Origin of the sequence: Arenimonas sp., from assembly GCF_044353605.1 — a bacterium.
Lineage (GTDB): Bacteria > Pseudomonadota > Gammaproteobacteria > Xanthomonadales > Xanthomonadaceae > Arenimonas.
Genome location: NZ_JBILBO010000004.1, coordinates 62,355 through 75,737 on the forward strand (window position 1 = coordinate 62,355; position 13,383 = coordinate 75,737).

At 60.8% G+C, this 13,383-nt stretch carries 9 protein-coding genes; 3 read left to right on the forward strand and 6 right to left on the reverse strand.

Going from position 1 to position 13,383, the window contains the following annotated elements:
- Window positions 1-7: 7 nt before the first annotated feature.
- On the reverse strand, window positions 8-2,341 hold the full coding sequence (locus ACIQ1A_RS03745) for a prolyl oligopeptidase family serine peptidase (RefSeq protein WP_395769726.1): 2,334 nt from the start codon (window positions 2,339-2,341) through the stop codon (window positions 8-10).
- A gap of 101 nt (window positions 2,342-2,442) precedes the next feature.
- On the opposite strand from ACIQ1A_RS03745, the gene ACIQ1A_RS03750 reads away from it, so the two are divergent.
- Together ACIQ1A_RS03750 and ACIQ1A_RS03755 are read left to right on the forward strand one after the other, a co-directional pair.
- Complete coding sequence (locus ACIQ1A_RS03750; RefSeq protein ID WP_395769727.1) at window positions 2,443-2,712, forward strand: YcgL domain-containing protein; 270 nt, start codon at window positions 2,443-2,445, stop codon at window positions 2,710-2,712.
- On the forward strand, window positions 2,705-5,797 hold the full coding sequence (locus ACIQ1A_RS03755) for an ankyrin repeat domain-containing protein (protein WP_395769728.1): 3,093 nt from the start codon (window positions 2,705-2,707) through the stop codon (window positions 5,795-5,797). Before ACIQ1A_RS03750 ends, ACIQ1A_RS03755 begins: the two co-directional genes overlap by 8 nt.
- Here ACIQ1A_RS03755 and ACIQ1A_RS03760 read toward each other — a convergent pair.
- Window positions 5,788-7,581 (reverse strand): monovalent cation:proton antiporter-2 (CPA2) family protein, encoded by a 1,794-nt coding sequence (locus ACIQ1A_RS03760; RefSeq protein WP_395769729.1) that lies wholly within the window; start codon window positions 7,579-7,581, stop codon window positions 5,788-5,790. The two genes, ACIQ1A_RS03755 and ACIQ1A_RS03760, sit on opposite strands and share 10 nt — an antisense overlap.
- 129 nt (window positions 7,582-7,710) lie before the next feature.
- On the opposite strand from ACIQ1A_RS03760, the gene ACIQ1A_RS03765 reads away from it, so the two are divergent.
- Complete coding sequence (locus tag ACIQ1A_RS03765; protein ID WP_395769730.1) at window positions 7,711-8,514, forward strand: hypothetical protein; 804 nt, start codon at window positions 7,711-7,713, stop codon at window positions 8,512-8,514.
- A 51-nt stretch (window positions 8,515-8,565) separates the two neighbouring features.
- Here the strand turns inward: ACIQ1A_RS03765 and ACIQ1A_RS03770 are convergent, their stop codons facing one another.
- From ACIQ1A_RS03770 to trxA, 4 genes are all read right to left on the reverse strand, one after another.
- Window positions 8,566-10,467, reverse strand: a complete 1,902-nt coding sequence (locus ACIQ1A_RS03770) for a beta-propeller domain-containing protein (protein ID WP_395769731.1) — start codon at window positions 10,465-10,467, stop codon at window positions 8,566-8,568.
- A 144-nt stretch (window positions 10,468-10,611) separates the two neighbouring features.
- Window positions 10,612-11,157, reverse strand: a complete 546-nt coding sequence (locus tag ACIQ1A_RS03775; RefSeq protein ID WP_395769732.1) for a TIGR00645 family protein — start codon at window positions 11,155-11,157, stop codon at window positions 10,612-10,614.
- A 21-nt stretch (window positions 11,158-11,178) separates the two neighbouring features.
- Window positions 11,179-12,858 (reverse strand): transcription termination factor Rho, encoded by a 1,680-nt coding sequence (gene rho / locus ACIQ1A_RS03780; RefSeq protein WP_395769733.1) that lies wholly within the window; start codon window positions 12,856-12,858, stop codon window positions 11,179-11,181.
- Window positions 12,859-13,000: 142 nt separating this feature from the next.
- Window positions 13,001-13,327, reverse strand: a complete 327-nt coding sequence (gene trxA, locus ACIQ1A_RS03785) for a thioredoxin (protein WP_395769734.1) — start codon at window positions 13,325-13,327, stop codon at window positions 13,001-13,003.
- Window positions 13,328-13,383: the final 56 nt, after the last annotated feature.

Genomic DNA, 13,383 nt, shown 5'->3' on the forward strand with positions numbered 1-13,383 from the left:
TCAGTCTCTATTTAAGGTTTTCCTCAAACAGCTCATAGATCCGCCGGTACTGGTCGTACCAGCTTTCCGGCTGCACATAGCCGTGGCGTTCCAGTGGGTAGGACGCCATCGTCCAGTTGTGTTTTTTCATTTCGATCAGGCGTTGCGACAGCCGCACCGAGTCCTGGTAGAACACGTTGTCATCCATCATGCCGTGGCTGATCAGCAATGCGCCTTTCAGGTTTTCAACATACTCAATCGGCGAGGACTTCTTGTAGGCTTCAGGGTCGAGCTCCGGCGTGTTCAAAATGTTGGAAGTATATTCGTGATTGTAGGTGGTCCAGTCGGTGACCGGGCGCAGCGCAGCACCTGCCTTGAACGCTTGCGGAGCGCGGAACAGCGCCATGAAGCTCATGAAGCCGCCGTAGCTGCCGCCGTAGATGCCGACATTGGATCGGTCTCCCTGATGGTTGGCGACCATGTAATCGATGCCGTCGAGGTAATCCTCGAGTTCCGGATGGCCCATCTGCCGGTAGATGGCGGTGCGCCAGTCGCGGCCGTAGCCTTCCGAGGCGCGGTAGTCCATATCGAGCACCACATAACCCTGCTGCACCAGCAGGTTGTGGAACATCTGCTCGCGGAAATACACCGGATAACGGGCACTGACATTTTGCAGATAGCCGGCGCCGTGCACGAACATCGCAATCGGATATTTTTTCCCGGCCACGGCGTTTTTCGGCCGGTACAGTTTTGCCCAGACGACGCCGGCGCCGTGTTTGGATGGTACCTGTACATACTCCGGCTCGATCCATTCGCGCGCCTTGAATTCGGCAGTACGGGTGTCGGTCAGTTTCCGGGTGTCGCCGTTTCCGGCATCCACCAGTGCCAGCTGTACCGGCAGATAGCTGCCCGAGTAGCGCACGGCCAGACGTTTGCCGTCCGGCGACAGGCTGAAGTCCTCAACGCCATCAAGGGCCGTCACTTCGCGCAGATCGCTACCGTCACGGTTGACGCGGCAGACTTCGTAATCGCCCGGCCAGCGGCGGTTGCACAGGAAGTAGGCCTGGCTGCCATCGGCATTCCACTGAACGCTACTGGCTTCGTATTTTCCGGAGGACAGCATTTTCGCGGCTTTTCCTTCACCCACATACAGATGGCTGTAGCCGCTTTGTTCAGACAGATACCAGAAGCGGTTATCGGGTAGAAAGCCGAATTCGTTGAAGCTCCAGTTGATCCAGGCCGGATCGGTCAGGCGGTGGCGGACATTGAGTTTGCCGCCGGCGAAATCGACGCCAACCAACCAACGATCCTTGTTGTCGATCGCGCGCACCATCAGCGCGACCTGCGTTCCGTCCGCACTCCACACCGCAGGCGCCTCCATGCGTACCGCGCGGTTGCCTTTCAGCGCATCAAGCTTCTGCGCCTTGCGCAGAGCGGCCAGCGGATCGGTGGCGATGCCGGGCAGTGTCGAAAAATCGAGCTCGCGCACACGCTGCGCGCGTACGTCAACCAGCCACAGTTTCTGCGCCAAGGGCATATTGCGTCCGACACGCGTGCGCACGTTCTCGAATTCCTCGAAGCCGCTTTCAGTCACGTACTTCGGCATTTTGCCGGCCTGGCCCTCGTCGGCGCCTTTCTCGGTGGTCATCACCAAGGCGTAGCGGCCATCCGGCGACAGCGTACTGCCGGAAATATCGAGCTTGCTGCCGAGGTAAGTCGCCGGCATCGCGCCGCTGCCGTCTCCGGCACGCCGGTCATCGCGGTCCTTGCTCAAGGCCTCACGTTCGGCTTTCTGCCGGGCCAGCGTGGCGATCAGACGGAGTTCATGCGCGCTTGCGGCACTCGGCGGCGGCGTTTTCTTCGGATCGTTTTCCGCTTTCAGCTGCAGTACCGGTTCAATCAATCCGTTCCGTGAGGCGAACCAATCGTTGCCACGCTGGAACAGGACGCTGCCGTCACTGCCGAATTGCGGGTTGGCTCCGCGCTCCGCGCTCTTGGTGATCTGCATCAGGCTGTTGCTGCCGAGCTGACGCAGGAACACATCACCCTGGCGCACGAACAGTGCGCGCTGACGGCTGCGATCGAAGCTCTGCTGGGCTTCGTCGAGTTGCGCCCAGCCCGCGCTTTCAACACGCTGGATGTTGCCATCCGCACCGACGCGGTAAGTCGCACGCACCGGACTGCCGGTCAGTTTCTGGCGGTAGAACACGCTGCCTGAATCGGCCGACCACCACGCCTGTTCGACCGGCGTGCCGATCCAATCCGGATGGGTCATGGCCTGGTCGAGCGAGATCGGTGTCTGCGCACAAACGGCGGTACTGAAAACAAAGGCGGAAAGGGACAAAAGACGGCGGGCGGACATGCGGTATTCCTCGATGAAAACTCCCATAGCGTACCAAATAATAAAGGGCTTTCCTGAAAGCGCGTTGTAGGGGACAATGACGCAAAGGCCTTGGACCGCGTATGCCCGTTTTCGTTTACAAATCCCTGCGCAAACCGGATACCTACCTGTATTTGCCGAAAGCCGACGCCTTCGCGGCGCTGCCGGAGGCCGTAGCTGCGCCACTGCAGCCCTGGCAGTTCGTGCTCGAGTTCGAACTTATGCCCGGAAGGCGCCTTCCGCGGGTCGATGCCGCCGTGCTGCGGGCCAACCTCGATGCGCAGGGCTTTCATCTGCAGTTCCCGCCAAGCGTATTGGATCCCTTGGTCGCCGGAGGCGTCGGCGATGGTTGAGTTCGGTGAGCTGGCGCTGAAACTTGCCGTGTTTCATGCCGTCATGATGGAGCTGCTGAAGGCCGGTGCACACCCGAAGCAATGGCGTTTTCTGCCGATGCTGAAATCGATCGCGTATGTTGCCGGCGCGTGGCTGCTCTTGCAGTGCGGTTTGGCCCTGCTCTTGATCTGGCCGATTCAGGCCGTGCAGCAGACCCAGAGTCTGCTGTCGGCGCTGGCCTTGTCGGTTGCGGCCGGCGTTGTTGTGCTGGGACTTCAGCGCATTTGGCCGAACTGGGCGCAATGGCAGCAGGACTACCGGCAAGGCTGGCCAACGCTTGATGCCACGCATCCACTGTTCGCATTCTGGCGTTCGGCATTGGCGGGCTTCGTGCTGTTGCTCTTGGCCATACCGGCACTGTTGACCGCAGTCGGTTGGGCGTTCTGGCCGCAGGCCTCCAGTCTGTGGCTGCTTGCTTACGGCGTGCTCGCGCTGCTTTGGCATGTTGTGGCGGTCAATATCTCCTTGCCGAAAGCGGCGCCGGCCGGCGAATCGGCGATGGCGGCCGTTCCCGTCATCGCAAAATCCCAGGCGCCATCGCTCGATCCGGACATCGCTTTGTTGCAGGCCGTGCATAACGGACAGGTGGATGCGGCATTGCAGGCGCTTGAAGCCGGCGCCAATCCACATCAGTTACCGACCGCCGGCGCCAAGGACCAACGCAGCCTGATGATGATTGCCGGTACCCTCAGCGATCTGCGCCTGATGCGCATGTTGATTGGCAAAGGCGTGGATGTGAATGCGTTCCATGCCGGATTGAACCCCTTGCTCAGCGCCACCCGCGACAGCTGGCATGGCCGCTCGGAAGCGGTGACCATGCTGTTGACCAACGGCGCCCGTACCGATGTCACCGATTCGGACGGCAATACCCCGCTGCATCACGCCATGCGCAGTACCGATGCCGCCGTCGCCGCATTGTTGCTGGACGCCGGTGCCGATATCGAAGCCGTCAACCGTGACGGGTACACGCCCTTGGCCTTGGCCTGCCAGGCGGCCAATTGGCGTGTTGCCCGTTATATGCTGGAACGCAAGGCCAAAGTCGAGCCGGCCGGCGCGGTTCCGGTGCTGATTGCCGCCGCCGGTGCCGAGGATGATGAAATCGGTATTCGCCTCCTTCACAAACACAAAGCCAAGGTGGATGTACGCAATGCCGTGCAGATGACGCCCTTGATGGTGGCCGCACAGGCCGGACTGACGGAAGTGGTTTCAGCGCTTCTGGAGCTCGGCGCCCAGGTCAATGCCCAGGACGATGCCGGCATCACCGCTTACATGCTGGCGGCACAGGCTGGCGAGGTCGAAGTACTCAAGCGCCTGCAGGCCCAGCCGAAACTGTCGCGTACCGCCGTGGATGCGCAGGGCCGCAGCGCGCTCGACCACGCGCTGGCTAACGGGCGTTGGTCGGCCGTGGCCAGCATCGATCCGGCGTATGCTTTGCCGGAACATTTCAGTGAAGCACCTCTGCCTGAGCGTCGCAGCAGTGGCGGCCAGCAATTGTTTGCCGTGCTTGGTTCGGGCGATACCGCGGCCGCCGAAGATCTTCTCGGTGCGGGCTTACAGCCGGTAAGTACCGAATTGGCGGAACTGTTGTTGTCCTTCTGTCAGCAGGATCGGCGCGATGTCGTGTCGTGGTTGCTCGGCCATGGCGCCACTGTGTTCAGCAACGATGCCCAGGGCCGCAGCGTTTACGGGCGGCTGATGGCGGGCACCCAGAATCTTGCCGGACTGCTCGGCTACCTGATGGCCTTGCCGGTACCGATCAGCGGGACGGGCACATTGTCCACCTATCTGGAATGCTGTCTGCGTAATGATTTCCATCGTCGTGCCGATGAACAGACCGCCCTGCAGTTGCTGCAACAGGGCGCTGACCCGTTCGGTTCCTTAACCGGCGCTTCGCCACTGGTTTTGGCCGTTCGGCTGGGCTGGCAGCGCGTCGTGGATGCTCTTTTGGCCTGTGGTTGCGATGTCAATGCGCCGGATGCAGCCGGGTTGACGGCACTCCATCACGCCGCCCTGCTGGGCCGTGACGGCATGCTGAAACCCCTGATCCTCGCCGGCGGTGATCCCGAACGGCGTGCCCGTGATGGGCAAAGCGCGCTTGGCGTGGCACTGCTCAATGGCAATACCGCGTCGCTTGCTTGGCTGTCATGGCCGAACTGGCATCTTCCGGGCCGGCGCCTGTGCGGCCAGGATGTCCCGGCGGCGGTGCTGGCCGGCGATGTCGAAGCGGTCAAGCGCCTGCTCGAACTTGGATTGCCGGTGAATGCCTTTGACAGCAAAGGTTCAACAGCGCTGGTCCATGCCTGTGGCCAGGGCCAGACTGCGCTGGTGCGTCTGCTGATGACGCACGGCGCGGATGCAGGCATTGCCGCCGTCAGCAGTGTCAGTGCACTCTGGGCCGCACTCAGCCAGGCTCATACGGAGGTCTTGCAGGAGTTGCTGCTCGGCGGCGCGGATGTCAACCAAACCGTTGCCGGTTTTCCGCCACTGCATCTGGCCAGCGCTCTCGGCAGCACGGAACATGCGGCGATGCTTCTGGAATACGGCGCAGACATACAGGCGCGGGATGCCCAGGCACAGACCGCCCTGCACGCCGCCGCGGGTTTTCTCACGTCGGAGAAGGCAAAGTTGGATTCCGTGCTGCTGATCGACAGCCTGTTACGCGCGGACATTCCCACGGATGCTGCAGATAAACACGGCCAGACTGCATTGCATCTGCTTTGTGGCGCCAGCTTGCAGAAATCGCAGACGCTCAAGGAGGGCCTGGTGCTATCGGCGCTTGATCGCCTGCTGCAGGAAGCGCCGGCGATTGATGCGCTTGATGCGCGCGGATTCACGCCCCTGCACCATGCCGCAGCCCGCGGCTACAGCCAGCTTGCTTCGCGATTGTTGCGTGCCGGCGCTGATCGTCAGTTGCGCGACAACCTCGGGCGCAGCGCCTATGACTTCGCGGTCATGGGCGGCTTTTCGGAAACCGCCAATCTCCTGCAGGACCGCCCCGAGCGGGTCGATATCGCCAGTCTGCTGATCAAGAAAGATCAGGGCTGATCGGTGTCCGGCCGATCAAGACGGTCGGCATCGAACAGGGCCTCCAGCTCGCGGTAGGCTTCTTCGGCACTGGCAATCAGCGCCGCCTCGTTGTCATGCACCAGATACTGTTCGGCCAGAATGTGTTCATCATGCTCGAGGAAAAGCCGAGCGTATTCCTCGGCGCGTTCGTGTCGAATGCCCAGGCCGATAAACGCCATCTTGCCGATTTCCACGCTGGAATGCAGGGTTTCACGGATGGCCGCGACCCCCATGTCCATCAGGCGGAAGGCATGCTGCCGGTTGCGCGCGCGCGCGATGATGCGCAGATTGGGATAATGCCGTTTCGCCAGCCGCGCGATCTTCAGATTGGTTTCCGGATCGTCGGCGGTGATGATCAGCATTTCGGCAGTGGCGATGTGCGCCGACTGCAGGACTTCGAGCCGGGCGGGATCGCCGAAATAGATCATGTTGCCGAATTTGCGCGACAGCGCCACCTGATCGACGCTGTTTTCAAGCGCGATGAAGGGAATCTTGCGGGCGCCGAGCATGCGCCCGACGATCTGGCCCATGCGCCCGAATCCGGCAATGACCACCCGCGGATGGCCGTCCTCGATGCTGTCGTAAACCGGGGCGGCGGTTTCGGCGGGATGCCGCTTGAAATAGGCCTGCATCGCCATCAGCAACAGCGGCGTCAGCGCCATGCTGACGCCGACAATCGCGACAAGACGGTCGCGCAGCAGCGCATCGATCAGACCGAAGCGCACGGAATCCGCGAAAACGACGAAAGCAAACTCACCGCCCATCGCCATGGTCGCTGCCAGCAGCGCGGACTCACGCAAGCCGATTCGGCTCTGCCATTTGCCGATCATCAGCAGCACAACGGCTTTGATGGCCATCAAAAATAGAACGCCTGCGGCGATAAGAAGCGGGCTGGATGCAACGGTCGTCAGATTCACGGTCATGCCGACCGAAATGAAGAACAGTCCGAGCAGAAGGCCTTTGAACGGCTCCACCTGCGCTTCGATTTCATGGCGGAATTCCGAATCGGCCATCAGCACGCCGGCCACGAATGCTCCCAAGCCCATCGATAGACCGACCGAATGCATGATCCATCCGGTACCGATCACCAACAGCAGCGCCATGGCGGTGAATATTTCGCGCATCTGCGTCCAGGCTACGGCACGGAACAGATAGCGCATGACATGCCGACCCAGCAAGATCATCAATAACAAGACGAGGATGGCGTAAAGGGCCATGCCGCCGGTGAAGTGCTCACTCTCGGACTGGGCATGACCAAGCAGGGGGATGGCGGCCAGCAGCGGGATTGCCGCGATGTCCTGGAACAGCAGGATGCCGAATGCGGCTTTACCATGCGCCGAGTTCAGTTGCTTGCGTTCGGCCAACAGCTGCAACACCACCGCAGTCGAGGACAGCGCCAGGGCCAATGCTACGATGGCGGCACTCTGCCAGCGCAGCCCGAAGGCCAGCAGTGCGGCATACAGGAGGGCCGCACTGAGCAATACCTGCACGCTGCCGGCCACGAAGATGCGATGCCGCATCTGCCATAGACGGGGCGGCGACAGTTCCAGACCGATGACGAACAGCATCATCACCACGCCCAGCTCGGAAATAGCCAGAGTACTGTCCGGATCGCTGATGACCGCGAACCCGTAAGGTCCGAGCAGCAGACCAACGAACAGGTAACCGAGCACTGCGCTCAAGCCGAAGCGCCGGAAAAGCGGAACCGCCAGCACCGAGGCCAGCAGGAACCAGAGCATATCAATCAAGCCGGAACCATGCATGGGAATCCATTCTCCGCCACGACGCGGCGGTCTGGGTAGAGTATAAACTCTGCCATGAATTCTGCTAGACTCGAATTGCACGGAGCGGCACAGCACCGGCATGCTTAAACCGATTTCAGGGGATGTGAAATGTTTCGTTCGCTTCAACTTTGTGGATTTCTGCTTTCAGCACTGCCGGTACTTGCACTGGGGCAGACCACCGAGTATTCCAAGCGCCTGACCGGTACCGTGGATGTTTCGGCGGCTGGACAGGTGCAGACCTATACCCTGCAGTCGGCCGGCGTGCCGGCCATCGATCAGGGTCTGGGCAATCTGGTAGAGTCGTGGTCGTTCAAGCCGCAGACCGGGATTGCCCCGAAGCCGGTGCGCGCCGAATTCCAGATTACTTTGCTGCGCGCCAGCACCGAGGACCGCAATTACATCGTAAAGCGCGTCGAGTTTTTCCCCGAGAATGCACGAATCACCGTCCGTGGCGCCAGCACCGCCGAAGAGATGGCGTATTGCAAACAAGCCGATGCCGCGCCACGCCGTGACGTCATCTGTCCGGTGGAGCTTCCGGCCAATGCGGAACTGGCAACCATGGCGGTCAGCGCTGAAGCCTATATCGCCATTCGGAAAACCGAAAACGGTCCGCAGGTGGCACTTGAAAGCCTATCCCTTTACGGCAGCCAGAATACCAAGCTGCTCAACAAAATCGCAAACTTGGCCAAGAAGGAGTTCAGTGCGGCGGCACTGGCTTGGGGCCAGAAAAACGCTGCGGCATTCCTGCAGGACAAGGAACATTTCGTGACTCGGGTCGAGTTCGTGCAATCCAATAACCGCTCGGCCTGGCGCCGCCAGGAAAAAGCCGAAGTCCCCGCCATCGATTGGTTCACCGAAGCCGTGCGTGCCCGAACCGTTTACGTCAGCCAAGGTGGTTTGGAGCTGCAGTAAGTCTCCTGAAGCGCCGTTGAAAAAACCCCCGCGTTTGCGGGGGTTTTTGTTTCACCGTGCTTGGGTCCGCGGCGCGTAATTGATCCGCCGCAGCTCCACCAGCGACTCGTCGTAGACACGTCCTTCGATCAGCTCGTAGCCCATCAGCGCGTACATGCGGTCGCCGACAAAAATCGGACGGGCGTTGCCGTACCAATCCACGCAGCTGGCCTGGCAGGCATCGTCCTGCGGTTTGCCCGGTGCCGCCACCAGCAGACCGAAATCGCTCAGCTGCAGTTTCCGGTTGCGCAGGTATTTCACTGCGGCCGTCGGCCGTTCCCCGCTTCCGCCCAGGATCGGCAGGCCGAGCAGGCCGGCCGCTTCGCCCTGTGGCTGGTAGAAGAAGCCGTGCGTGCGGCTTTCGCTCTGCACGGCATTACGTTGGATGTAGCCGGAAATCGGCGTCGCCTTCGCATCCAGACGCACGCTGGAGAACACCAGATCATTGCCGGCACTGCCGATAATCAACGCATCATTACCCATCGCTTCGATACGCTCAGTGCTGTGCTTGAGTGCCAGCGGCACGGCTTGGCCGCCGTTGGCATAAGGCACCGCATACGTCGGTGTATCGCCGCCAGGGGCGTACTGGCTTCCGTAAATCAACCAGTCGCCGACATAACGGTTCTGGATGCCCCATTGGTATTCTGCGGGAAGCGGGCGGTAATGCTTTTCCTGTGAACGCGCGCCGGCGCCGCCGAATGCCCGCAGCGGAGCACGCAGCAGCGCCAGTGAGCCGGCTCTGCCTTCGGCGCGCCACATGCCATCGCCGTTCGCCTGCGATCCGACCAGAACGTTGATGAACCCGTCGCGTTCAAGAAATGACATTTGATCAATCGGGTTGCCCGAGACACGCAGTGCCTGTGGCATGCCATTGCTCAGCGGCATGCGCAGCAGCATGGATTCGTTCGGTTTGCGGGCGCGGCCGTACAGTCCGCTGCCGCCGATCCAGACATAGACCGCATCTGCGGCCACATAGAAAACGCGGCTGCTCGGGCCGAGTACGGCTTTGGCGCGGCACTCCAGCGTGGCCTGCTCGGTGATGTCGCAGGTGGTGACGCTGTGCAGGGTCAGATCGTAGGCGTTGGTGGTAATACCGGTCTGGTAGATTTCGGTGGCCGGCAGGATGCGCTTGAACGCGCCCGTTTTTTGCTGCCAGGGCCGCACCGCCGGCAGGCTGTCGGCGGCATCGCCGTAAAGCCTGACCGACATCGGGGAATAGAAAATCAGCTGCTTGCCGATCAGCCGGCTGGCGTAGTTGCGTGAGGAATAATAGTCGTTGCTGCGCAGATGATAGGTATTGCGGTAGCTGAGCTTGCCGGCCGCATCGATCTGGAACAGACCGACTTCGGTACCGCCGCGCGCGTAGCTGTAGCCGATGACCACGATGGTACGGCCACTGATCAGCATTTCATCGTACCAGGCGCCCTGCGGTGATATGCCCGGACCGTAGGCGTTGATGCTGGAGACCGGACGCAGTGCGTTCTTGCCGGCTTCGATGCTGAAAATCCGGCCACGGCGGAGCACGATCAGGTAGTCGCCGAGTTTCTTGACGATGCCGCCTTCATCGACGCCCTGGGTCTGCACGTTGGTGATGGCATCGCTTTGCGCATCTGCTTGAGCAATCCGCGACCCGGTCACCTGCACCATGTCGAGCGATTTGGCCTCGCTTGCCGGCATGGCGGGCGCCGACGGTGGTGCCGGAATGGCGGTCGGCATTGGGCTGTCATAGGCTTTTGACGAGTATTTAATCTCCGCTTTGCGTCGGGCCTCGGCTTCCCGCGCTTTGATCTTGGCCAGATGGTTCTGGAATGCCTTCTCGCTGGCGAACGGCTGCAGGTGGGCCGGGCTTTCGGCAGCGGTTGCGGTTCCGGCGATGAATAGGATGACGACAAGCAGCAGTGGGCTCGATTTCATGGGCGGTCTCGCTTCGGGTGTGCCTTACAGTTAGCAGAGCGCTTGCCTGAACGCAAACCGGCGATGCGATGCCGGTTATGCCCCGTTTAGATTCGGCCAAGAAAAACCCCGCCGAGGCGGGGTTTTCAATGCAATCAGCGCTTCTTATTTTTTGGCTATCGTGCTGCCCATCAGTTTGTCGGTGTAGGCGATGCCGATGGCGGAAAGAATGAAGATGGTGTGGATGATGGTCTGCCACATCACGCCGGTTTCGGTGTAGCGCGAACCTTCGCTGCCGAGCGTGCCGATATCAATGAAAGTCTTCAGAAGGTGGATTGAACTGATGCCGATGATGGCCATCGCCAGCTTCACTTTCAAAACGCTGGCATTGACGTGGCTGAGCCATTCCGGCTGATCGGGATGCCGTTGCAGATTCAAACGCGACACGAAGGTTTCATAGCCACCGACGATGACCATTACCAGCAGGTTGGAAATCATCACCACGTCGATCAAGCCCAGAACGGCCAGCATGATCAACTGCTCGCTCAGCGAGGTGGCGTGTGAAATCAGGTGCCACAGCTCCTTCATGAACAGGACGACATAAACGCCCTGAGCCACAATCAGGCCGAGATACAGCGGCAGCTGCAGCCAACGTGAACTGAAAATAAGTTTTTGCAGCGGGTTCAATTGCGGGGCACTGGAATCGTTCATGGTCGCTCTAGGGTAATCGGATTAACCGCGCTTCATCGCGCTGAAGAACTCGTCGTTGGATTTGGTGGTCTTCATCCGGTCGAGCATGAATTCCATCGCCGCCATTTCGTCCATCGGATGCAGCAGTTTGCGCAGGATCCAGATCTTCTGCAGCATGTCCGGATCGATCAGCAGGTCTTCGCGGCGGGTGCCGGAACGGTTGATGTTGATGGCCGGGAACACGCGTTTCTCGGCGATGCGGCGGTCCAGATGCACTTCCGAGTTGCCGGTGCCTTTGAATTCCTCGTAAATCACTTCGTCCATCTTCGAGCCGGTGTCGACCAGGGCGGTGGCGATGATGGTCAGCGAACCGCCTTCTTCCACATTACGCGCGGCACCGAAGAAGCGCTTCGGACGGTGCAGGGCATTGGCGTCGACGCCGCCGGACAGCACCTTGCCGGAGCTTGGCACCACCATGTTGTAGGCGCGGGCCAGTCGGGTGATGGAATCGAGCATGATCACCACGTCTTTTTTATGTTCGACCAGACGCTTGGCTCGTTCGATCACCATTTCGGCGACCTGCACGTGGCGGGCGGCCGGCTCGTCGAAGGTCGAGCTGATCACTTCGCCGCGCACGGTGCGCTGCATTTCGGTGACTTCTTCCGGACGCTCGTCGATCAGCAGCACAATCAGGTGCACTTCCGGATGGTTGTTGATGATGGCCTGCGCGATGTTCTGCATCATCATGGTCTTGCCGGCCTTCGGCGGCGACACGATCAGCGCGCGCTGGCCTTTGCCCTGCGGCGCCATCAGATCCATGATGCGGCCGGTGATGTCTTCGGTCGAGCCGTTGCCGCGTTCGAGCACGAAACGCCGGCGCGGAAACAGTGGCGTCAGGTTTTCGAACAGCACCTTGTTCTTGGATTGCTCCAGCGGCTCGCCGTTGATGGTATCCAGCACGTTCAGCGCCACGTAGCGTTCGCCGTCTTTCGGGTTGCGGATGCGGCCGGTGATGGCGTCGCCGGTGCGCAGGTTGAAACGGCGGATCTGGCTGGGCGAGATGTACACGTCGTCCGGGCCGGCCAGATAGCTGGCATCGGCCGAGCGCAGAAAGCCGTAACCGTCCGGCAGGATTTCCAGCACGCCTTCGCCGGCGACGCCGTTCGGATGGCGGGTCAGTACTTTCAACAGCGCGAAGGTGACGTCCTGGCGGCGCATACGCGCCACGCCTTCATGAAGATTCAGTTGCTCGGCCATTTCCAGCAGTTTCGGCATCGGCATGCGCTTGAGTTCGGTCAGCGTATAGCTCGGGAAATCCGGCGGAAGCTGCGGCGGCTGGTAGGCCGGGCGCTCTTCGTAATTGCCGTTGTTGCCTTCGCCTTCGGCGCGCGGCTGACGGTCGCGGTTCTGGAACCGGTCTTTGCGGTTCTGGAAGCGGTCGCGACGGTTGTTGTTTGAATTATTGTTGGGATTGTTATGCCGGTTCTGCCGGAAATCCTGGCCCTCGCCGCCGTTGTCGCCATCGCCGTTCTGGCGCTCGTGCGACGGCGCTTCAGCGGCGGCGCTGGCTACCGGAGCCGGCGGCGCTTGCGGCGGTACGGGATCGACATGCACCACGACCTCGGCTGGAGCTTCGCTCTTGGGCTTGGCGGTTTTGGTGATGCGGGGTTTACGGGTTTTTTTGGCAACGTCGTCGCCGGAGGTGTTTTCGTTTTCTGACACAGGGGGGTCCTCGCGAGTGCGAGCAGGGGAGAAGGGGGAGAGAGGAAATTCAGGCCGCGCGTGGCGCGTTCGCCATTAAATTAGCATTGTTGCCCGCGAAGGGCAAGCGGCCGGGGCGTGCGCCACCGGCCGGAAGCGGAAATCAGATGTTGCTGTCCACGAATGCGGCCAGCTGGGCTTTGCCGACGGCGCCGACCTGGGTGGCTTGAACCTTGCCGTCCTTGAACAGCATCAAAGCCGGTATATTCCGCACAGAATATGAGGCCGGACTCTTAGGATTAGCTGCAACATCAACCTTAACAACTTTAATCTTACCCGCATGAGATATGGCCAATTCATCAATCAAAGGCCCTATCATTTTGCAGGGCGCACACCATTCGGCCCAGAAATCCACCAGAACCGGGGTGGATGATTTCAGGACGTCGGCATCGAAACTGGCGTCGGTAACATGGTGGACTTTATCGCTCACAGAAAAGCTCCTGGCAGGGGGTTGGCCGTGTCGGCACGGGCTTTAGGGTAGAATAG

Coding starts and splice junctions, on each gene's coding strand:
- ACIQ1A_RS03755 (WP_395769728.1), top strand. CDS start 2,705: ATGGTTGAGTTCGGTGAGCTGGCGCTGAAACTTGCCGTGTTTCATGCC.
- ACIQ1A_RS03760 (WP_395769729.1), bottom strand. CDS start 7,581: ATGCATGGTTCCGGCTTGATTGATATGCTCTGGTTCCTGCTGGCCTCG.
- ACIQ1A_RS03775 (WP_395769732.1), bottom strand. CDS start 11,157: ATGAACGATTCCAGTGCCCCGCAATTGAACCCGCTGCAAAAACTTATT.
- ACIQ1A_RS03765 (WP_395769730.1), top strand. CDS start 7,711: ATGTTTCGTTCGCTTCAACTTTGTGGATTTCTGCTTTCAGCACTGCCG.
- ACIQ1A_RS03750 (WP_395769727.1), top strand. CDS start 2,443: ATGCCCGTTTTCGTTTACAAATCCCTGCGCAAACCGGATACCTACCTG.
- ACIQ1A_RS03745 (WP_395769726.1), bottom strand. CDS start 2,341: ATGTCCGCCCGCCGTCTTTTGTCCCTTTCCGCCTTTGTTTTCAGTACC.
- ACIQ1A_RS03770 (WP_395769731.1), bottom strand. CDS start 10,467: ATGAAATCGAGCCCACTGCTGCTTGTCGTCATCCTATTCATCGCCGGA.